This is a genomic window from Nesterenkonia sp. NBAIMH1, from assembly GCF_007922635.1.
In the GTDB taxonomy this organism is placed as follows: domain Bacteria; phylum Actinomycetota; class Actinomycetes; order Actinomycetales; family Micrococcaceae; genus Nesterenkonia; species Nesterenkonia pannonica.
Map to the genome: position 1 here is coordinate 684,956 of NZ_CP042335.1, position 21,221 is coordinate 706,176.

The 21,221-nt window shown below is 69.1% G+C and carries 19 protein-coding genes and 1 tRNA gene; 17 read left to right on the forward strand and 3 right to left on the reverse strand.

Annotated features, from left to right (window positions below; genetic code table 11):
* Window positions 1-9: 9 nt before the first annotated feature.
* From fdh to nrfD, 3 genes are read left to right on the forward strand one after another with little or no spacing between them, the layout of a single operon-like run.
* Window positions 10-3,312: a formate dehydrogenase gene (fdh, locus tag FS388_RS03215; RefSeq protein ID WP_246836276.1), complete on the forward strand. Its 3,303-nt coding sequence runs from the start codon at window positions 10-12 to the stop codon at window positions 3,310-3,312.
* A complete protein-coding gene (locus FS388_RS03220) occupies window positions 3,309-4,316 on the forward strand; it encodes a 4Fe-4S dicluster domain-containing protein (RefSeq protein ID WP_146339645.1) in 1,008 nt (335 codons plus the stop codon). Before fdh ends, FS388_RS03220 begins: the two co-directional genes overlap by 4 nt.
* A complete protein-coding gene (gene nrfD, locus FS388_RS03225; RefSeq protein WP_146339647.1) occupies window positions 4,313-5,380 on the forward strand; it encodes an NrfD/PsrC family molybdoenzyme membrane anchor subunit in 1,068 nt (355 codons plus the stop codon). Before FS388_RS03220 ends, nrfD begins: the two co-directional genes overlap by 4 nt.
* A 13-nt stretch (window positions 5,381-5,393) precedes the next feature.
* On the opposite strand, the gene selD is transcribed toward nrfD, so the two are convergent.
* Entirely contained in the window at window positions 5,394-6,401 is a 1,008-nt protein-coding gene (gene selD / locus FS388_RS03230) for a selenide, water dikinase SelD (RefSeq protein WP_146339649.1), read from the reverse strand.
* A 110-nt stretch (window positions 6,402-6,511) separates the two neighbouring features.
* Between selD and FS388_RS03235 the strand changes: the two genes are divergently transcribed.
* The 3 genes from FS388_RS03235 (at window position 6,512) to selB (ending at window position 9,755) form a co-directional block, all read left to right on the forward strand.
* Window positions 6,512-6,606: transfer RNA gene (locus tag FS388_RS03235), tRNA-Sec, on the forward strand.
* Between the two features lie 24 nt (window positions 6,607-6,630).
* On the forward strand, window positions 6,631-7,965 hold the full coding sequence (gene selA / locus FS388_RS03240) for an L-seryl-tRNA(Sec) selenium transferase (protein WP_146339651.1): 1,335 nt from the start codon (window positions 6,631-6,633) through the stop codon (window positions 7,963-7,965).
* Window positions 7,966-7,967: 2 nt separating this feature from the next.
* Complete coding sequence (selB, locus tag FS388_RS03245; RefSeq protein ID WP_146339653.1) at window positions 7,968-9,755, forward strand: selenocysteine-specific translation elongation factor; 1,788 nt, start codon at window positions 7,968-7,970, stop codon at window positions 9,753-9,755.
* On the opposite strand, the gene FS388_RS03250 is transcribed toward selB, so the two are convergent.
* A complete protein-coding gene (locus FS388_RS03250; protein WP_146339655.1) occupies window positions 9,732-10,607 on the reverse strand; it encodes a cytochrome c biogenesis CcdA family protein in 876 nt (291 codons plus the stop codon). The two genes, selB and FS388_RS03250, sit on opposite strands and share 24 nt — an antisense overlap.
* Window positions 10,607-11,485, reverse strand: coding sequence for a thioredoxin domain-containing protein (locus FS388_RS03255; RefSeq protein WP_146339656.1), 879 nt, complete (start codon window positions 11,483-11,485; stop codon window positions 10,607-10,609). Before FS388_RS03255 ends, FS388_RS03250 begins: the two co-directional genes overlap by 1 nt.
* Window positions 11,486-11,584: 99 nt before the next feature.
* Between FS388_RS03255 and FS388_RS03260 the strand changes: the two genes are divergently transcribed.
* The 11 genes from FS388_RS03260 (at window position 11,585) to FS388_RS03310 (ending at window position 21,182) form a co-directional block, all read left to right on the forward strand.
* Window positions 11,585-12,157, forward strand: a complete 573-nt coding sequence (locus tag FS388_RS03260; RefSeq protein WP_146339658.1) for a hypothetical protein — start codon at window positions 11,585-11,587, stop codon at window positions 12,155-12,157.
* Complete coding sequence (locus tag FS388_RS03265; protein WP_146339660.1) at window positions 12,154-12,543, forward strand: BlaI/MecI/CopY family transcriptional regulator; 390 nt, start codon at window positions 12,154-12,156, stop codon at window positions 12,541-12,543. Before FS388_RS03260 ends, FS388_RS03265 begins: the two co-directional genes overlap by 4 nt.
* A complete protein-coding gene (locus FS388_RS03270; RefSeq protein ID WP_146339662.1) occupies window positions 12,540-13,532 on the forward strand; it encodes a M56 family metallopeptidase in 993 nt (330 codons plus the stop codon). Before FS388_RS03265 ends, FS388_RS03270 begins: the two co-directional genes overlap by 4 nt.
* A gap of 142 nt (window positions 13,533-13,674) precedes the next feature.
* Window positions 13,675-15,066, forward strand: a complete 1,392-nt coding sequence (locus tag FS388_RS03275; RefSeq protein ID WP_146339663.1) for a rhodanese-like domain-containing protein — start codon at window positions 13,675-13,677, stop codon at window positions 15,064-15,066.
* A 28-nt stretch (window positions 15,067-15,094) separates the two neighbouring features.
* Window positions 15,095-15,718 (forward strand): rhodanese-like domain-containing protein, encoded by a 624-nt coding sequence (locus tag FS388_RS03280; protein ID WP_210410225.1) that lies wholly within the window; start codon window positions 15,095-15,097, stop codon window positions 15,716-15,718.
* Window positions 15,715-16,572, forward strand: coding sequence for a sulfite exporter TauE/SafE family protein (locus FS388_RS03285; RefSeq protein WP_146339665.1), 858 nt, complete (start codon window positions 15,715-15,717; stop codon window positions 16,570-16,572). The genes FS388_RS03280 and FS388_RS03285 overlap by 4 nt, the downstream gene beginning before the upstream one ends.
* A complete protein-coding gene (locus FS388_RS03290; RefSeq protein ID WP_146339667.1) occupies window positions 16,569-16,847 on the forward strand; it encodes a metal-sensitive transcriptional regulator in 279 nt (92 codons plus the stop codon). Before FS388_RS03285 ends, FS388_RS03290 begins: the two co-directional genes overlap by 4 nt.
* 100 nt (window positions 16,848-16,947) lie before the next feature.
* A complete protein-coding gene (locus tag FS388_RS03295; protein WP_146339669.1) occupies window positions 16,948-17,568 on the forward strand; it encodes a GntR family transcriptional regulator in 621 nt (206 codons plus the stop codon).
* Window positions 17,569-17,605: 37 nt separating this feature from the next.
* Window positions 17,606-19,123 (forward strand): MmgE/PrpD family protein, encoded by a 1,518-nt coding sequence (locus FS388_RS03300; RefSeq protein ID WP_146339671.1) that lies wholly within the window; start codon window positions 17,606-17,608, stop codon window positions 19,121-19,123.
* On the forward strand, window positions 19,123-20,049 hold the full coding sequence (gene prpB, locus FS388_RS03305) for a methylisocitrate lyase (protein ID WP_146339673.1): 927 nt from the start codon (window positions 19,123-19,125) through the stop codon (window positions 20,047-20,049). Before FS388_RS03300 ends, prpB begins: the two co-directional genes overlap by 1 nt.
* Window positions 20,046-21,182 carry a bifunctional 2-methylcitrate synthase/citrate synthase gene (locus FS388_RS03310; protein ID WP_146339675.1) on the forward strand — a complete coding sequence of 379 codons (1,137 nt, stop codon included), beginning with the start codon at window positions 20,046-20,048 and terminating at the stop codon, window positions 21,180-21,182. The genes prpB and FS388_RS03310 overlap by 4 nt, the downstream gene beginning before the upstream one ends.
* The last annotated feature ends 39 nt before the right edge of the window (window positions 21,183-21,221 follow it).

Consider the following 21,221-nt stretch of genomic DNA (forward strand, 5'->3'; position numbering starts at 1 on the left):
TATCCCTTCATGACACGGCTCACACCGCTGGAATGGCCCGTCATCCGCCAGCTCCGCTCCCGGGACTCCTCGGGCCGCGGCGCAGCCGTGACGTCCAAGAAGACGCGTCAGACGGCCCCCCGCACAGCGGACGCCGACACGGTGGTGCAGAGCGTCTGCCCCTTCTGCGCCGTGGGATGCGGCCAGAAGGTCTACGCCAAGGACGACCGCGTCATCCACATCGAAGGCGATCCCGACTCACCGATCTCCCGCGGGCGGCTCTGCCCCAAGGGCGCTGCGAGCGAGCAGCTGGTCAACTCCGTGGGCCGCCAGACCACAATCCTGTACCGCGCTCCCCGCTCCCACGAGTGGCAGGCGCTGGGCCAGGACGAAGCCATGGACATGATCGCCGACCGGTTCGTCGAGTCCCGCCGACGCCACTGGCAGGACCATGACGAGCACGGCAACCCGGTCAACCGCACCATGGGCATCGCCAGCCTCGGCGGCGCGACGATCGACAATGAGGAGAACTACCTCATCAAGAAGCTGTTCTCGGCCGCCGGCGCGGTGCAGATCGAGAACCAAGCTCGCATTTGACACTCTTCCACGGTTCCCGGTCTGGGAACCTCGTTCGGGCGAGGCGGAGCCTCACAGCCCCAGCAGGACCTGGCGAACGCTGACTGCATCGTCATTCAGGGCTCCAACATGGCCGAGTGCCACCCTGTCGGATTCCAGTGGGTCACTGAGGCGCAGAAGCGCGGCGCCCGCGTCATCCACGTCGACCCCCGCTTCACCCGCACCAGCGCCGTGGCCGACAAGCACGTGGCTCTGCGCGCAGGCAGCGACATCGCCCTGCTGGGCGCCCTGATCAACTACGTCCTCAGCAACGACCTCTACTTCGAGGAGTACGTCCGCCACTACACCAACGCGGCGACGATCATCTCTGAGGACTACCGGGACACCGAGGACCTCAACGGGCTCTTCTCCGGGTACGACGAGGAGAGCAGCTCCTACAGCCCGGCCTCCTGGTCCTACCAGGCCCGCGGCAGCGGGGAGAAGGTTGAGGAGAAGGGAGCTGACGATGAGGGCGAGACCGCCGACCCGCAGGGGTACGGCGAAGGAGGACCTCCTCTCACGCACGCGGACCTCGCCCACGACCCCACCCTGCAGGACCCCCGCTGCGTGTTCCAGGTGCTCAAGCGCCACTACTCCCGCTACACCCCGGAGATGGTCGAAGAGACCTGCGGCATATCGGCCGAGGACTTCCAGTACCTCGCCGAGTCGGTGACGCAGAACTCCGGGCGCGACCGCACCACCGCGTTCTGCTACGCGGTCGGCTGGACCCAGCACGCTCAGGGCGCGCAGTTCATCCGCACCGCCGCTGCCCTTCAGCTGCTCCTGGGCAACATGGGGCGTCCCGGCGGAGGCATCATTGCCCTGCGCGGCCACGCCACCATCCAGGGCTCCTCCGACATCCCCACCCTGTTCAACCTGCTGCCGGGCTACCTGCCGATGCCCGAAGCCGGAACGCACAACACCCTGGCCGAGTTCACCAACGCCATCGGATCCAAGCACCAGAAGGGCTTCTGGGCCAATGGCGATGCGTACGCGGTCAGCCTGCTCAAGGCCTGGTGGGGCGATGCGGCGCAGAAGGAGAACGACTACGCCTACGGCTACCTGCCGCGGCTGACCGGCCCCCACGGGACGTACCAGACGCTGGAGAAGATGCTCAAGGACGAGATCGACGGCTACTTCATCGTCGGCCAGAACCCCGCCGTGGGCTCCGCGAACGGCAAGATGCAGCGGATGGGCATGTCGCACCTGAAGTGGCTGGTGGTCCGCGACTTCAGCCTCATCGAGTCGGCCACCTGGTGGAAGGCCGGGCCGGAGATCGACAGCGGCGAGCTGCGCACCGAAGACATCGACACCGAGGTGTTCTTCATGCCGGCGGCGAACCACACCGAGAAGGCCGGCACCTTCACCCAGACCCAGCGGCTGGTCCAGTGGCGCCACCAGGCGGTGAACCCGCCCGACGACGCGCAGAGCGAGCTGGAGTTCTTCTACGAGCTGGGCAAGCGCATCAGGGAGCGGGTGGCCGACTCCACCGACCCGCGCGATCGTCCCCTGCAGGACCTCACCTGGGACTACCCCGTCGATGAGCACGGCGAGCCCGACGCAGAAGCCGTCCTGCGTGAGATCAACGGCTACCACCTCACCGGTGAGGACGCTGGCAAGCCGCTGTCGAGCTTCACCCAGATGCGCGCCGACGGGTCCACCTCAGGAGGCTGTTGGATCTACACCGGCATCTTCGCCGACGGCGTCAACCAGTCTGCCCGCCGCAAGCCCGGCCAGGAGCAGGACGAGACAGCATCCGAGTGGGCGTGGGCATGGCCCGCCAACCGTCGCGTGCTGTACAACCGCGCGTCCGCCGACCCTCAGGGCAAGCCCTGGAGCGAACGCAAGAAGTACATCTGGTGGGACGAGGACCAGGAGAAGTGGACCGGCAAGGACGTGCCGGACTTCCCCATAGGCCTGAAGCCCGGCACGGAGGCCGACCCGGACTCAGGCGGGCCGGACGCGCTCGCCGGGGACGACCCCTTCATCATGCAGTCGGACGGCAAGGGCTGGCTCTACGCGCCCAAGGGCATGGTGGACGGTCCGCTGCCCACGCACTACGAGCCGCCCGAATCCCCGATCACCAACCCCCTCTATGGGCAGCAGAGCAACCCTGCGCGGATCGTCTTCCAGCGCCGGGACAACCTGCTGGCTCCCTCCTCGGAGCAGCCGGGGGCAGACGTCTACCCCCACGTCTTCACCACCTACCGGCTCACCGAGCACCACACAGCCGGCGGCATGAGCCGCTTCCTGCCCTATCTGGCGGAGCTTCAGCCGGAGATGTTCTGCGAAGTCTCCGAAGAGTTCGCAGAGCTGGTCGGGCTGGAGAACTACGGCTGGGCCACCATCATCTCGCCCCGCTCCGCCATCGAAGCCCGCGTCCTGGTCACCAACCGTGTGCGTGCGCTCACCGCAGGCGGACGACGGATCCACCAGGTGGGACTGCCCTACCACTGGGGCAGCGGCACCGATGCCGTGGTCGAAGGCGACTCAGCCAACGACCTCCTCGGCATCGTCCTTGACCCCAACGTGCAGATCCAGGGATCCAAGGCCGCCCAGTGCGCCGTGCTGCCGGGACGCCGCCCCCGCGGCCCCGAGCTGCTCACCCTGGTGGAGGAGTACCGGCAGCAAGCCGGCCTCTCCGTGGAGACGGGCAACACCCGGCTCACCGTCCCCTACGTCGAGTCCGACCGGACCACCAGTCAGGAGAAGACATGACGGATCATCTCGTCGAAGACCCGCAGCGCAGCGCCGAAGCCCACGGCGACGCGGCTGAGGCGCGCAAATCGTTCTTCACCGACACCTCCATCTGCATCGGCTGCAAAGCCTGCGAAGTGGCCTGCAAGGAGTGGAACCGCAACCCGGCCGACAGCGACCTCGAGCTCTCGGAGTCCTCCTACGACAACACCGAGGGCCTCGGCGCCAACACGTGGCGCCACGTCGCCTTCGTCGAGCAGGACCAGGAGCGCATCGAGACCGCGCGGGAATCCGGGCGGAAGCTGGTCAGCCTCGGCATGCCCAGCGTCGGCCCGCCGCCGCCCTCAGAGACCAGCACCGGCACCGCTCCCCCGGACACCGACGAGTTCCGCTGGCTGATGTCCTCGGACGTGTGCAAGCACTGCACCCACGCCGGCTGCCTGGACGTCTGCCCCACCGGGGCCCTGTTCCGCACCCAGTTCGGCACGGTCAAGGTCCAGGAGGACATCTGCAACGGCTGCGGCACCTGCGTCGGCGGCTGCCCGTTCGGCGTGATCGAGCGGCGCGACGAAGGCATCATCCGCGCCAAGGTCGAGCGCAACCAGTCCAAGTACGCGCAGGACATCCCGAACGAGGGCACGGCCAACAAGTGCACGTTCTGCCACGACCGCCTCGTCGACGGCCAGACCCCTGCCTGCGCCCAGACCTGCCCCACCACGTCCATCAAGTTCGGCGAGCACACGGACATGGTCGCGGACGCCCGCGCCCGGGTCGCTGAGCTGCACGCCCAGGGCATGACGGAGGCCCGCCTCTACGGCGCCAACCCCAAGGACGGGGTGGGCGGCACCGGATCGGTGTTCCTGCTGCTGGACGAGCCCGAGGTCTACGGCCTGCCGCCCGACCCCCGCGTTCCCACCAAGGACCTTCCACGGATGTACAAGCACACCGCGATGGCCGCCGGCGCCATGATCGCCGCAGTCGGGGCCTCCTTCGCCGCGTCCTTCGCCTCAGGAGGCCGCCGGTGACGACCTCCCAGCACGACGCCTACCGGCCGCCGGAGCCCCCCGCCTCGGGAGGGCGAAAGAGGAAGACCGACGAGGGCGGGCGCGAAGTGCCCGTGGTCGAGAAGCCGAACTTCACGTCCTACTACGGACGGCCCGTCGTCAAAGCCCCGCCCTGGGGCGACGAGATAGGCGCCTACCTGTTCCTCGGCGGCCTGGCAGGCGGCTCCTCGCTCCTCTCGGTCGGCGCCCAGCTGACAGGCCGGCGAGTCCTTCAGCGCAACGCAAGGCTCACCTCACTGGGTGCGGTGAGCCTGGGGACAGTCGCACTGATCCACGACCTCGGACGGCCCGAGCGCTTCCTCTACATGCTGCGCACCTTCAAGCCCACCTCGCCGATGAGCGTCGGCAGCTGGCTGCTGAGCACCTTCAGCACCATGGCAGGCGTCACGGCAACCATCGAAGCCGACCGTCTCCTCGGCCACCGGCTCCCGCTGGGGCCCGGCCGCCGCATCCTGCGGCTCGCCGAAGTGCCCGCCGAGGCGGGCACGGCCCTGCTCGCCGCCCCGCTGGCCAGCTACACCGGCGCGCTGCTGTCCGACACCGCAGTCCCGACGTGGAACGCCGCACGCGACGAGCTGCCCTTCGTGTTCGTCTCCTCCGCCTGCATGGCCGCCTCCGGGGCAGCCATGGTGACCACGCCGACGGCGCAGACCGGCCCGGCCCGCTCGCTGGCGGCCGTCGCGGCGGTGGGCGAGGTCGTCTCGATGAAGATCATGAAGAAGCGCATGCACCCCGCCGAGGCGGAGCCTCTGGAGCAGGGCCCAGCGGGCACCATGCTGAAGTGGGCGGAACGGCTGACCATCGCCGGCGCCGCAGGCTCGACGCTGCTGGGCGGCCGGCGGACGGCCGCGGCGGCCAGCGGCCTCATGATGCTCAGCGCCTCAGCGCTCACGCGCCTGGGCATCCTGCGTGCCGGCATCGCCTCTGCGGACGACCCGCGCCACACCATCGAGCCGCAGAAGGCCCGCCTGGCAGCCCGTCGGGCCCAGGGCATCGTCGACGACTCCATCACCACCGTCAGCTGAGCACCGGCCGGGGTCAGCGGAGGCTGATCCCTCCGGCGCGGCCATCCGGACCGCTCGGCACCGTGTATCCGATGACGGGGTAGCCCGGCACCTCGCCGACCACCAGCAGCCCCCCGGATGTCTGAGCGTCGGCGAGCTTCAGCAGATCGTCCTCACCGATGCCGGGCCCCGCGCTGAGATGGTCTCGGACCCAGTCCAGATTCCGGCGCGTGCCGCCCGAGACGTAGCCGTCCCGGAGGGCCTCCGCCGCGCCCTCCAGCATGGGAACGGCCTGCGCATCGAGCTGCGCGCCCACTCCTGAGGCCCGGCACATCTTGAACAGGTGGCCCAGAAGCCCGAAGCCGGTCACATCGGTGGCCGCCCTCAGGCCGGCGGCCACGACAGCCTCGGCGGCGTCCCGGTTCAGGGAAGCCATCGTCTCGACCGCCTCAGGGAAGACCTCAGCAGTCGCCTTGTGCCGGTTGTTCAGCAGCCCCAGGCCCAGCGGCTTGGTGAGCGTCAGCGGCATGCCCGGCTCGGCGGCATCATTGCGCAGCAGCTGGTCAGCCGGCGCGATGCCCGTCACCGACAGTCCGTACTTCGGCTCCGGATCATCGACGGTGTGCCCGCCGATCAGTGGACAGCCGGCCTGCTCGGCCACGGCGAGACCGCCGCGCAGCACCTCGGCGAGCAGCTCCATCGGCAGTGTCTCCCGGGGCCACCCCACCAGATTGATCGCCACCTTCGGAGTGCCGCCCATGGCGTAGATGTCTGAGAGGGCGTTCGCGGCCGCGATCCGGCCCCAGTCGTAGGCATCGTCGACCACTGGGGTGAAGAAGTCAGCAGTGGAGAGCAGCGCGGTGTCACCGTCGAGCCGCACCGCTGCAGCGTCGTCCCCGTTGTTGAGCCCCACCAGGACTTCGTCGTGGTGCGGGGAGGGCAGGCCGCTCAGCACCTCCTCAAGCTCCCCCGGCGGAATCTTGCAGGCGCACCCTCCGCCGTGGGCGTAGGTGGTCAGACGGGTTGCCGAGTGTGCAGACATGGGGCGAGTATAGGAGCGGCGGAGACCCGGGTCACAGCCTGGGGCCGTGGAGGCTGCGTCCGCCTCTGACCTGGGGATGCGTGTCCCCAGCGCCGTGGTAAGTTGCTTGCGGAGGTGTATGAGTCCTGGTGGGCTCCACGGTCTTCAAAACCGTTGAGACCGAGTACCTCGGTCTGGCGGGTTCGATTCCCGTCCACCTCCGCCACCACCGGCAGGAGGGAGGCACGACATGGTCGGAGACGATCCCCGACGCTTCATTCCCTCGACTGCCGCGCTCCTGGCCCACCCGCGCGTGCGCAGCGCCGCCCTCAGCCAGCATGTGATCGACCAGACCATTCACCGCGCCCAGGAGCGCGCCCGCCGCGGTGAGCTGCCCCCGGGCCAGGTCGAGGCGGAAGTTCTTGCCCGCCTGGACAGCGCCCGCCCCTCCTCCATGCGGCCGGTCATCAACGCCACCGGCGTGGTGGTCCATACCAATCTCGGACGAGCGCCGCTGTCTGCCGCGGCGCGCGACGCCATCGTCGACGCGTCCGGCTACGTCGACGTGGAGATGGACCTGGAGACGGGCCGCCGCTCCCGACGCGGCGCCTCCGCCCGCAGCGCTCTGCTCGCCGCCTGCCCGCCGGCTGAGGACGCGCTGATCGTCAACAACGGGGCCGCCGCCCTCGCCCTGGCCTGCGCCGCACTGGTGGGCCGAGGCATCGTCGTCATCAGCAGAGGCGAGCTCGTGGAGATCGGGGCCGGCTTCCGTCTGCCCGAGCTCATCGAGTCCGCCGGGGCGCAGCTGCTCGAGGTGGGCACCACCAACCGCACCCACATCACCGACTATGCCCGGGCCCTGGGCCGGATACCCGAAGGCACCCCGGCCTGCGTGCTGAAGGTCCACCCGAGCAACTACCGCATCAGCGGATTCACCGCCGGAGCGACGGTGGCCGAGCTGAGCGAGCTTTCCAAGCACCACGGACTTCCGCTGGTCGCCGACATCGGCAGCGGGCTGCTCACCCATGAGCCGGCTCTGCCGGAGGAGCCCGACCTCAGCACCACCCTCTCCGACGGCGCAGACCTCGTCATCGCCAGCGGGGACAAGCTGCTCGGCGGCCCGCAGGCCGGCCTGCTGCTGGGCTCCTCGGCCGTCATCTCTCAGCTCTCCGCACACCCGATGGCGCGGGCGATGCGCACCGACAAGCTCACCCTCGCCGCGATGGAGGCCACCCTCAACGGAGGGAGGACTCCGGTCAGCGACGCTCTGCACGCAGACCCCGAGGAGCTGCGCCGGCGCACCGAGGGCATGGCCGAGTCTCTGGATGCGCGCACTGTGCCCCATGACGGCCGCGTGGGAGGCGGCGGGGCCCCAGAATTTCCGCTGCCCGGGTGGGCGGTGCAGCTGCCCCAGGCGGCCGCATCGCTGCTGCGCCGGCACGAGCCGCCCGTCCTCGCCCGCACCCACGACAAGACGTGCCTCATCGACCTGCGCTGCGTGCCCCCGGGCGACGATCCCACCGTCCTGGAAGCAGCCCGCTGGGCACTGGAGGAGCTCTCCTCAGCACGCGGGAGTGATGCCTGAGCATGTTCGTCATGGCGACCGCAGGGCACGTCGACCACGGGAAGTCGACTCTGGTGCGCGCCCTCACCGGAACCGAGCCTGACCGGTGGGACGAGGAGCACCGTCGCGGGCTGACGATCGATCTGGGCTTCGCGGCCACCGCCCTGCCCTCGGGGCGCGTCGTCTCATTCGTCGACGTACCCGGGCATGAGCGCTTCCTGGGAAACATGCTCTCCGGGCTCGGCCCGGCCCCCATGGTGTGCTTCGTCGTCGCCGCCGACGAGGGTTGGCAGCCGCAGTCCAGCGACCACCGCGACGCCGTCGCAGCCCTGGGCATCGACACCGGCCTGATCGTCATCACCCGCGCCGACCGTGCCCCCGACCGCGCCCAGCACGTGCTGGAGCAGGCGCGCGAGGAGCTCTCCTCCACCGGCCTGGCATCGGCGCCGGCCGTCGTGGTCTCCGCCGCCACCGGTGCAGGACTCGACGAGCTGCGCACCGCCCTCGACAGCGTGCTCGCCGCATCCCGGCCGCCCGCAGCCGACGGCCCGGTGCGCACCTGGGTGGATCGGGCCTTCAGCGTCGCCGGGGCCGGCACCGTCGTGACCGGCACGCTCGCCGCCGGCCGGCTCCATCGCGAGCAGCGGCTGCGGCTGGTCGGCGAGCAGGTCGACGAGACGGTCGTGGTGCGCGGCCTGCAGGCCCACGGCTCCGACGTGGACTCCCTGGCAGCCGCCCAGCGGGCGGCCGTCAGCCTCCGAGGGGTCGACGCGGAGCGCACAGGTCGCGGCGATGTGCTGCTCACCCCAGGCGACTGGCACCTCACCGACACGATCGATGTGCGGCACACCAGCGGCGACGACTTCTCCCACACTCCGCAGAGCGTCACCGTCCACGTGGGCACAGCTGCGACGGCCGCGAGGTGCCGTCCCTTCGACGACGCGCATGCCCGGCTCTCCCTCGACAGGCCGCTGCCCCTGCAGATCGGCGATCGTGTGCTGCTGCGCACCTCCGGCAGGCGCACCGTGCTGGCAGGTGCGCTCGTGCTGGACCCGGACCCGCCCTCGCTGAGACGGCGGGGTGAGGGAGCACGCCGAGCGGACGCCCTGGCACAGACGTCACCCGAGGGCGACCTCATCGGTGAAGTGCGCCGCCGCGGAGCAGTCCGGTCCGAGGCGCTGCGCCGCATCGGCGTGGAGGTGCCGGAGGATCTGCCGGAGCAGGTCCGCCGCCTCGACGGCTGGCTGGTGGAGGCCGCTCAGGTGACCCGCTGGAGCGAGACGCTCCGGGCCGCCGTGGAGAAGCACATGCGCCAGGACCCGCTTTCGAAAGGCCTGTCCCAAGGCGCTGCCGCCGACCTGCTGGACCTGCCCGAGCCCAAGGTGCTGATCCCCCTCGTGGCGGAGGCTGGGCTCCACCAGTCAGCCGGGCGCATCACAGCCGGCGACGCAGAGCGGGGCCTGGGCCCGGCCGAGGCCTCGATCGCCGCTCTGGAGCAGGACCTCAGCCGCAGCCCCTTCCATGCGCCCGAGGCTCACAGGCTCGCAGAGCTCGGCCTCGGCGAACGTGAGCTGGCCGCCGCCGAAAGCCGTGGACGGCTCGTGCGCCTGGCCGAAGGCCTGGTGCTGCTGCCCAGTGCACCCGCCCGCGCGATGCGGGAGCTTGCGGCGCTGGAGCAGCCCTTCACCCTCAGCGCCGCACGGAAGGCGCTCGGCACCACCCGCCGGGTGGCTGTTCCCCTGCTGGAGCACCTGGACTCCCGGGGCTGGACGCGCCGCGTCGACTCCTCACTGCGCGAAGTGGTCCGCTGAGGCTGAGGAGGGACGCTGCTTCCGCCGTACCGCCGCCCGGCGTGCACCGGCCCAGGTAAGGAGCGCGAGAACGGCGACGCCGGCGATCAGGAGAATGTCGGCCGTGGGACCGGCGGCTGAGATGCTGAGGTCCTGCAGCCGCTGCTGCGTCTGATAGGGAACCAGCGACGGTGCTGTCACCAGACCGTTGGTGGTCCAGAACAGGACCCCCACGCCGGCGATGACAGCCCCCGCGATGACTGACGTGCTGTGCAGCCGCCGCCCGAGGAGCGAGAACCCGCGCCCTCGGATGAGCGTCATGGACCGAGGCCCGATCCGATTCCACAGGGCGGCCAGAATCACCAGCGGGAACACCATCCCGACCCCGTAGACCGCCAGCATGAGGCCTGCCTGCACCACACTGCCCTGCGCGAAGGAGAGCGTGAGGATCGCACCAAGGATGGGACCCGCGCAGAAGCCGGCCACCCCGCTGGCCGCGCCGAGCAGAAACGTCCGAAGCCATCCCCTGCGGGAGTGCGCCGCCTGCTGCAGACGATCAGTCCCCGGCAGAGCCTTGGAGAGATCGAAGCCGAACCCCGTCATCTGAACGACTCCCAGCGCCACGAGCAGCGCCGAGGTGGCGATGATGAGGCCTTCGCGATGCTCCGTGAGCAGCGAGCCCATGGCGCCCAGGCCCAGTCCCAGCGGCACCAGCGTCACGGAGAGCCCGACGTAGAAGACCGCTCCGTGGACCAGGAGCCGAAGACGCGCACCGATGGCGGAGGCGAAGAATGCCGGCAGCAGCAGTGCGCTGCAGGGGCTGAGCAGCGCAAGCATCCCGCCCAGGAACGCTGTGACGAGACTGATCTCCATCAGTCCGCCTCGTCGAGGCCGCGGTCCACGGCCTCGACGAACACGCCTGTGGGCTGCGCACCTGCAATGGGCTCGCCCGCCACGATGAATGACGGCGTCGAGAAGGCTCCGATGGCCATGCCCTCCTCTTCTTTCTGCGCCACCTGCTCGGCCGTCTCCGGCGAATTCATGTCCTCGTCGAACTGAGCGGCGTCCAACCCTGCCTCGCGTGCGAGTTCGGTCAGCCCGTCCTGGCTCAGCTGCGACTCTGGGAGCGTCTCGCCGTCAGGGAAGAGCAGCGCGTGATAGCTCAGGAGCTCGTCCTGCAGCGCTGCGGCGTATGCGGCGCGGGCTGCCCGCTCCGACGCCTCGCCGAAGACGTTGACGTCGCGCCATTCGATTCTGAGGTCGCCGTCCTCGACATAGTCCATCAGCACCGGCAGCGTCTCCTCGTGCCAGACGGCGCAGAACGGGCACTGGAAGTCCGTGAACATGACGATCGCCGCCGGGGCATCGGCGGGGCCCACGGCCAGGGGATCATCCGGGTCGCGACGTTCGACATCACTCATATCGGGGACTTCCTCGGCCTCAGGGCCCGCTGCGGGGCCTTCGGCCTCTGGGCCGGCGTCCTCTCCGCCAGGATTCGCAGCGCCGGGGTCCGCGGCCCCTGGACCTTCGGAAGGGTCGGCCTCAGGAGCATCCGCGTCTGTCGGCTGCGCCCCGAGCTCGAGCTCAGTGCCCTGCGCTGCGCCCTCGGGATCCTGCTCTGCGGGGCCGCCGGTCGCTGCCTGCTGCAGCACGAATGCGGTCAGCGCAACGGAGACGACGATGACAAGGATGGGAATGACGACGGAGAGCCGCAGGGGCTGCCTCTGCCGAGTGGGGCTGTGGTCAGGCATGGTGGCTGGGCCTTTCGCGAACGGAATATTACTAAGACACATAGTAACTATTGAACGTAGTAACTATGCAAAATAGTAGAAGTGCGGCAGAGTAGGCCCATGATCCGTTCTGCGACCCGCCTCAGCACGTGGCGAATCACCGCGCTTCAGGCCGCACAGGCCCTGCGAGCGTGGACTCCGCGCCAGATCGTCGTGGCCGCGGCAGCTTCGGCCGTCGTCGCGCTGGCCATCGGCATCGCCACCGTGCTCATTCCCAACCCCATGTTCGCCCGGGACATCCCCCCAGTGTGGTGGAACTACCCTGTATGGCTGATCACATCGGTGCTGAGCGGGATGCTTCTGGCGACCTACGTCCGGGCATCCGCACCAGCGGGGTCAGGAGCGACGCCTCAGCAGGACGGCAGCGCAGCCGATGATGCGCCCCAGGGACGGCGCAGCAGCCGCCTCGGGCTCGCGGGAGCCTTCATGGCATGGTTCGCCGTCGGCTGCCCGGTGTGCAACAAAATCGCCCTGGTGGCCCTCGGCTACTCTGGTGCGATCACCTATTTTGCGCCCATCCAGCCCTTCCTCGCCGCAGGCGCCATGGTGCTGACTGCTGCGGCCCTCACCTGGCGACTCAAGGGTCAGGTCGCCTGCACACTGCCCGCACCACAGAGAGCATTCGCCGCATGACATCGGATGACCGGGCCGAATCCGCCGGAGCCCGACTCGGACCGCTTGAGCAGCAGGTCATGGACCTTCTGTGGGACAGCGGCTCCCACACCGTGCGGGAGGTGATGGACCAGCTGCCGAGCCGGCCCGCCTACACCACCATCGCCACAGTGATGACCAATCTGGACCGCAAAGGGTTCGTCGTCGCGAGACGTCAGGGGCGCTCTGTGCAGTACGAGCCGCGCATTGCCCGCGAAGAGCACACGGCTGCCCTGATGAGCCAGGCACTGAGCGTCAGCCGTGATCGACGGGCCTCCATCCTGCACTTCGTCGACTCCATGCCCGACGAGGAGCGCGGACTGCTCCGCGCCTACCTCGACGACGAGGCGCGCCGGAGCGACCCATGAGCTCCCTGACCCTGGCCCTGCTGATGGTCGGCGTCGTCCTGGCGACGGCCTGCCTCGGCAGCCCCCTGATACGCGCCGCAGCGCCGACCCTGATGCGCTTCCCGCGCCTGGCCGTGATATCCCTCGGCGCCAGCCTCATGCTCTGGATGGCCTCGGTGATCGCCGCAGGCCTGTTCCTCGCCTGGTCGCTCACCGGGCCGAGCCCGCTGCCCGAACCGATGGCCGAAGTGTGCCGGCGCTGCCTCGACGCATCCAACCCCTTCTCCTCGGGGATGGCTGCGGAGAGCGCCGTCCCCTCCGTGGTCTTCCTCGCGGCCCCCGCGCTCGCTGTGGCGGTTGTGGCGGCGGTGGGCCTGCGCTCGGTGCTGACACGTCGCCGACGCCTCCGCGGAACGTGCCGATCGCTGCTGCCGAGCGGACGCCGGGAAACCATCGGCGGCCGCACGGTGACGGTGGTCGCCGACCCTCAGCCCTCAGCCTTCGCGCTGGGCCGAGGGTGCGGGATCGTCGTCTCGACGGGCCTGCTGGAGGCCCTCAGCGCTCCAGAGGCGGAGGCCGTCGTGGAGCACGAGGCCGCCCACGTGCGCGAGCGGCACCACCTCATCCTCGACGTGATCGAAAGCCTCACCGGCCCCCTGCGGTGGATCCCCTTCGCCGCAGCCATCGCCGACTCAGTCCCGCACTACCTGGAGATCTCGGCGGACCGGGCGGCTCAGCGACGCGTGGGCACGCGCCCCTTGGCCTCTGCGCTTCTGACGATGGGCCAGGACAGCCACGAGCGGCGCAGCGCGGCGCGGCACCTCGGCCCGGACCGCATGATGCTGGCCTCAGGGCCGGAGCGGGTGCGGCAGCTCGTCCGCCCCGCCGACCCCCGGCGGGGCGCGCTCGGCGCCGCCGCGATCGTGGCGCTCATGACGGTGCTCATCGTGACCAGCTCCGCGGCGCATGGGGCCGCACTGGCAGCCGTGCTCTCCGGCTGCGTGCTGTAGCAGCCCCCCAGCGAACGACCTCTCCACCCGCAGGCATTTCGGGGCAGACCAAGGATTTTGTATACCCCCATGGGTATATGTCATACTCGTCTGCATACCCCCTAGGGTATCCAAGAAATGTCTACGGAGAGGGAACTGTCCCATGCTTCTGGAACGCATCTACGACGAAGACCTGGCCCAGGCGAGCTACTTCATCGGCTGCCAGGCCAAGGGCGAGGCTGTCGTCATCGACGCCCGCCGCGACCTCAGCGACTACTTCGACCTCGCCGCCCGGCACGGCATGCGCATCACCGCGGTGGCCGAGACCCACATCCACGCCGACTACCTCTCCGGCACCCGCGAGCTCGCCGCCGCGACCGGCGCCGAGGCATACGTCTCCGGTGAGGGCGGTGAGGACTGGCAGTACGGCTTCGACGCCAACCGGCTCAAGCACGGCGACGCCGTCTCGATCGGCAACATCCGCATCGAAGCCCGCCACACCCCGGGCCACACGCCGGAGCACCTGGTCTTCCTCGTGACCGACGGCGCATTCAGCGACGACCCCGGCTACATGATCTCCGGGGACTTCGTCTTCGCGGGAGACCTCGGCCGGCCGGACCTCCTCGATGAGGCCGCCGGCGGGCAGGACACCCGCTTCGAGGGCGCGCAGCAGCTGTTCCGCAGCCTGAAGAACGAGTTCATCACGCTGCCCGACCACGTCATGGTCCACCCCGGCCACGGATCCGGCAGCGCCTGCGGCAAAGCCCTCGGCGCCCTGCCCTCCACCACCGTCGGGTACGAGCGCGAGAATGCATGGTGGGCTCAGTACGTCGCTGACGACGACGAGCAGGGCTTCATCGACGAGCTCCTCGACGGCCAGCCCGATGCCCACGCCTACTTCGGACGCATGAAGCGGGAGAACAAGGACGGCCCCCACGTGCTCGGCCCCCAGGGCCCCCTCGTGGAGATGACGGCTGACCAGGTCCGCAGCGCCCTCGAAGAGTCACGCGCGATCTTCGTGGACACCCGCAGCCAGGATGAGGTCAAGCACGGCACCCCCGTGGGAGCCCTCAACATCCCCGCCGGAGGCAAGACCGCAAGCTTCGGCGCCTGGGCCTACGACCCCGAGCGCGAGACCCGTCCCCTCATCCTTCTCGCCGAAGACGGCGAGCAGGCGGAGTCCCTGCGTGAGCACCTCATGCGCGTCGGCATCGACCGGGTCAAGGGCTACATCACCAGCCTCGAGGGCCTGCAGAGGACCCAGCCTCCGACCATCACCCCCGCCGAGCTCGAGAACTTCGAGCCCGCCCTGCTGCTGGACGTGCGCAACAAGTCCGAGCACGCAGAAGGCCACATTCCAGGGTCTGAGCAGCTCAGCGCCGGACGGGTCCTCTGGCACCAGGACCAGCTGCCCACCAGCGGTCCTATCGTCACCTACTGCCAGTCCGGGACCCGGAACTCGGTGGCGGCGAGCGCGCTGAGGCGCGAAGGCCACGACGTCCGCGAACTCGTCGGCAGCTACGCCGGCTGGACCGAGTGGAAGCAGTCCAACTGACATGTCATCCCGAAAGGAAAGCACCTCTATGCCCGCATCCTCTCACGCCGCACCCATGAGCCCCGCAGAGCTGGCTGAGAAGCTCCAGTCTCAGCAGCCCCCTCTGCTGGTCGACGTCCGCACCCCGGCGGAGCACGAGTCGCTGCGGGTCCCCGGATCCCACAACGTTCCGCTGGACCTGCTCCAGAAGAACAGGGAGACCCTGGCCGAACAGTTCACCGGAGACATCGTGCTGATCTGCCAGACAGGAAACCGCGCCAACCAGGCCCTGCAGCACCTGCGTGCCGCAGGAGTGGACACCGCACGGGTCCTCGACGGCGGCGTCGTCGCCATGGAGTCGCAGCACAGCCAGCACACCCGCCGCGGTCAGCAGCGCTGGGCCATGGACCGGCAGGTGCGCATGGTCGCCGGGTCCTTGGTGCTCACCGGCTTCGTGGGCGGGAAGCTGATCTCCCCCAAGGTGGGCTATCTCGCCGGAGCGATCGGCGCCGGCCTGACCTTCTCCGCGCTGACCGACTCCTGCGCGATGGCCGCGGCACTGAACAGGATGCCGTGGAACAAGGTGGAAGCTGACCCGACAGTGGAGAAGCTGCTGGCCGAGATTCCCCAGTCGCTGCAGGTGAAGGTCCCGCAGCAGTCTGCGCAGCGATGACCACCGGACTCATTCTGGCGATGGTCCTCGCCGTCGGGATCGGGCTCTCCCTGGGCCTGCTCGGCGGCGGGGGCACCATCCTGGCCGTCCCGCTCCTGACCTACGTGGCAGGAATGCCTCCCAAGGAGGCGATCGCCGCCTCGATGTTCATCATCGGGGTAACCTCAGCAGTCAGCGTGATCGCCCACGCGAGGCGCGGGACCGTGCAGTGGAGAACAGGGTTCATCTTTGGGGCCGCAGCCATGGTCGGAGCCTTCGGCGGCGGCCTGCTGGGCAGCCAGCTTCCCGCCGTGGTGCTCATGGTCGGCTTCGGCATCATGATGGTCGCCACCGCACTGGCGATGGTTCTCGACCGCAGGGCCAAGCAGTCCGGGGCGCCCCAGAAGAAGCTCCCGCTGGTCAAGATCCTCCTGGAGGGACTGGTGGTCGGGGCGGTGACCGGCATGGTCGGCGCGGGCGGCGGGTTCCTGATTGTGCCCGCGCTCGTTCTGCTCGGCGGGCTCTCCATGCCCACCGCGGTGGCGACCTCGCTGCTCATCATCTCGCTGAAGTCGTTCACCGGCCTGGCCGGCTACCTGACGACGGTGACGATCGACTGGGTTCCGGTGCTCATGATCACCGGCGTCACCGTGCTCGGGGCGCTGGTGGGCTCCGCGCTGGTGAAGCACGTGCCGGAGAAGGCTCTGAAGAAGGCGTTCGGGTACCTGGTGCTCGCGATGGGCATCGTGGTGTTCCTCCAGGAGCTGCCGCTGAGCGTGGGGCTGGGGGCTGCGGCAGCGGTCCTCATTCTCCTCGCGGGACTGATGCTCCGGGGACGCCGACGAGCAATAGGAGAAGGAGGAGCGGCAGCGTGAAAGAAGCAGATCCGGAGACGCAGCGACGCATCGTCAACCGGCTCAAGCGGGCCCGCGGGCAGCTCGACTCCGTCATCTCCGCAGTGGAGAGCGGCGACGGGTGCCGTGACGTGGTCACGCAGCTCTCGGCAGTGTCCACCGCTCTGGACCGTGCGGGATTCGTGGTGGTCTCCTCCGCGATGCAGTTCTGCATCACGGACCCGGAGGCGGCCGCCGCGTCCGAGGACGGACTGACCGTCGAGGAGCTGGAGAAGCTCTTCCTCTCCCTCTCTTAGGCACCCTCTCTGTATACAGAAACGATGCGAAACCGGCGCGATGCGGGAGTATTCGCCCTCCTGGGTTCCGCCAGGCCCTGTTTATGTATACAGTGAGGCTATGCGAGCAAGTGATGCGGCGTACACTTCCCTGCAGGAGGAGATCCTCGAAGGTCACCTCGCACCCGGGACTGTCCTGGGCGAGGTGGGCCAGTCCGAACGCCTCGGCGTGTCTCGCACCCCTATCCGAGAGGCTCTCTCTCGTCTGATCGCTGCCGGCTTGGCCGTACAGCAGCCAGGGCGCGGAACCGTCGTCAGCGAGATCTCGCTGGAGGACGTGGACCTGCTCTTCGAAGCCCGCATCCCGCTGGAGACTCAGGCCGCCGGCCTGGCCGCCGCACGAGGCGCCCCCGACGCGTTCCTTCACCTGGCAGACGAGTTCCAGCACGCTCAGCAGTCAGCTGAGGCGGAATCTCACTACACGCTGGCATCCCGCATGGATCAGGCGATCGACGAGGCGGCGCAGAACCCGTATCTCAGTGCGATGCTCGCCAACCTCCGGGTGCACCTCATCCGTGTGCGCCGCATGGCAAAGAACCAGCCGCAGCGGCTTGCGCAGTCAGCCGCTGAGCACCGCGAGATCTGCCTGGCCGTCGCCTCCGGCGACGAGCAGATGGCCCAGGCGGCCACCACGCTGCACCTGCGCCGGAGCCTCGCCTACATCTCCGCGCTCAGGAACTAGAAGGATCAGCCCAGCCCATGAGAGGACGCCCCCGTCGATGATCGAGCACACCGTGAGAGTCCGTCCCAGCACGGACAGCCTGCCCCGTGAGGACCAGCTGGCCCACAAGATCGCCCGCGTCGCCCGCGACGAGGTGCCCGTGGAGGCCGACGTCGCAGACATGGTGATCAACAGAATCATCGACAACGCCTCCGTGGCAGCGGCGTCCCTGGCCCGAGCGCCCGTGGCATCCGCCCGCGCCCAGGCCCTCGACCACACGGTCTCCGCCAACGGACGCGGCGCGTCAGTGTTCGGCACCTCCCAGAGGACCTCCCCCGAATGGGCGGCCTGGGCCAACGGAGTCGCCGTGCGCGAACTGGACTTCCACGACACGTTCCTCGCCGCGGACTACTCCCACCCCGGCGACAACATCCCCGCGATCCTCGCCGTCGCGCAGCACACCCGGCGCTCCGGGGCAGACCTGCTGCGCGGAGTGGCCACCGGCTATGAGATCCAGGTGGATCTGGTGAAGTCGATCTGTCTGCACAAGCACAAGATCGACCACGTGGCCCACCTGGGCCCCTCGGCCGCTGCAGGCATCGGCACCCTGTTGGATCTGGACACGGAGACGATCTTCCAAGCCGTCGGGCAGGCGCTGCACACCACCACCGCCACCCGCCAGTCCCGCAAGGGCGAAATCTCCACATGGAAGGCCCACGCCCCCGCCTTCGCAGGCAAGATGGCGGTCGAGGCAGTCGACCGGGCCATGCGAGGTCAGACCTCCCCCGTCCCGATCTATGAGGGCGAGGACGGAGTGATCGCCTGGATCCTGGACGGCCCCGACGCCGAGTACACGGTCCCCCTGCCCGGCCCCGGAGAGCCCAAGCGAGCCATCCTCGACACCTACACCAAAGAGCACTCGGCCGAGTACCAGGCCCAGGCCTGGATCGACCTCGCCCGGAAGCTGCACCACCAGCACCCTGAGCTGACCGACCCTGCGAACGTGGAGTCCGTGGTGATCCGCACCAGCCACCACACCCACTACGTCATCGGCTCCGGCGCGAACGATCCGCAGAAGTACGACCCGCGCGCCTCGCGCGAGACCCTCGACCACTCCATTCCGTACATCTTCACCGTCGCCCTGCAGGACGGCGCGTGGCACCATGCCGACTCCTACGCCCCGGAGCGCGCAGGACGACCGGACACGGTGGAGCTGTGGCAGAAGGTCACCACCGAGGAGGACCCCGAGTGGACCCGCAGGTACCACTCGGCGGACATTGCGGAGAAGGCCTTCGGCGGCTCCGTGGAGATCCGTCTGACGGACGGCCGCACCATCACCGACGAGATCGCCGTCGCAGACGCGCACCCCCTGGGCGCGCGCCCCTTCGAGCGCGAGCAGTACATCGCGAAGTTCCGCTCACTGGCCGAAGGCATCATCGACGACGCCGAGATCCGACGCTTCCTCGACACCGTGCAGCGCCTCCCCGAGCTCTCACCGGAGGAGCTCGACGGTCTGAACATCGCAGCCGCCGGCGGAATCCTCGACCAGTCCCCCGCGCCGAAGGGCCTGTTCTGATGCTCTACGCCGCGACGACACCTCAGCAGAAGCGTCAGCACCTGCGCGAGATCCTCACCCCCGGAGCTGCCCGGCAGTTTCCGGGTGCGTTCACACCGCTGAGCGCACCGCTGATCCAGGAGAAGGGCTTCGACGGCGTCTACGTCTCCGGGGCGGTGATCGCCAACGAGCTGGGACTGCCGGACATCGGGCTGACCACGCTCACCGAGGTCGCGCAGCGGGCAGGGCAGATCGCACGCATGACCGACCTGCCGACCCTCGTCGACGCCGACACCGGCTTCGGCGAGCCCATGAACGTGGCGCGCACCATCCACGAGCTGGAGAGCGCGGGCCTGGCCGGCTGCCACATCGAGGACCAGGTCAACCCCAAGCGCTGCGGGCATCTGGACGGCAAATCCACCGTGGACGCGGAGACCGCCGCCCAGCGCATCCGCTCCGCGGCCCAGGCCCGGCGGGATGAGGACTTCCTCATCATGGCGCGCACTGACGTCCGCGCTGCCGAAGGCCTGGATGCCGCAATAGAGCGCGCCAAGGCCCTGGTGGCCGCAGGCGCCGACGCGATCTTCCCCGAGGCGATGAAGGACCTGAGCGAATTCGAGGCGATATGCCGCGCCGTGGACGTGCCCGTCCTGGCGAACATGACCGAGTTCGGCAGATCGGCCCTCTTCACCCGCCAGCAGCTGGCTGACGCGGGGGTGGCGCTCGTCATCTACCCGGTCACCTCACTGAGGGCAGCGATGGGCGCGGTGGAGCGCACCCTGGACACGCTGGCCGCCGAAGGCACCCAACAGTCTGCAGTGCCGCAGATGATGACCCGCGCCCGCCTCTACGAACTCGTCGACTATGAGGGATACAGCAGCTTCGACTCCGACATCTTCACTTTCGATGTGCCTGAACCGTTCAATGACGAAGGAGCTCAGACGTGACCGACACCGATGTTCACAAAGGTTTGGCCGGCATCGTCGCCGACCGGACCGCCGTCTCCAAAGTGAACCCTGACACGAACTCTCTGCTCTACCGCGGCTACCCCGTGCAGCAGCTGGCGGCAGGCCTCAGCGTCGAGGCCGTTGCCCTGCTGCTGTGGAGCGGGGAGCTGCCGAGCACGCAGGAGCTCGCTGAGTTCGAGGAGTTCGAACGCAGCCACCGCGGTCTGGACCCCAAGGTCCGCGAGGCCGTCGACCTGCTCCCGGCCGACTGCCACCCCATGGATGTGGGCCGCACCGCCGTCTCTGTGATGGGCGCGAACGACCCGCACGCACAGACCTCCGACCCGGCTGCAGAGCTGCAGAAGGCCAAGAAGCTGTTCGCCGCGTTCCCAGCGGTCCTCGCCTACGATCAGCGGCGCCGGCGCGGTCAGGACCCGGTGGCTCCTCGCGATGACTTGGACTATGCGCAGAACGTCCTGTGGATGACGTTCGGCGAGGAGGCGGCAGCCGAGGTGGTGAACGCCTTCCGCGTCTCGATGGTTCTCTACGCCGAGCACTCCTTCAACGCGTCCACGTTCACCGCGCGCGTGGTCACGTCGACGCTTTCGGACCTGCACTCGGCGGTGACCGCGGCGATCGGCGCCCTGAAGGGCCCCCTGCACGGCGGCGCCAACGAGGCGGTGATGCACACCTTCGCCGAGATCGGGATCCGCCCGGGCGAGACCCGCGAAGAGGCTGCCGCGCGGTCGCGGGAATGGATGGAGAACGCCCTGGCTGAGAAGCGCAAGGTCATGGGATTCGGCCACCGGGTGTACAAGCGCGGGGACTCACGGGTCCCCACCATGAAGGAGTCCCTCGATGCAATGGTGGAGCACTATGGCCGCCATGAGCTGATGGGGCTCTACGAGGGATTGGAGTCCGCGATGGACGAGGCCACCGGCATCAAGCCGAACCTCGACTACCCAGCAGGGCCCACCTACCACCTCATGGGGTTCGACACCGAGATGTTCACTCCGCTGTTCATCGCCTCGCGGATCATGGGGTGGACTGCGCACATCATGGAGCAGCGCGCGGACAACACCCTGATCCGCCCGCTCAGCGAGTACAGCGGCCCGGACGAACGCTCACTGTAGCCCCGCACAGGCTGCCCGCTTTTCTCAGCGCAAATGTCA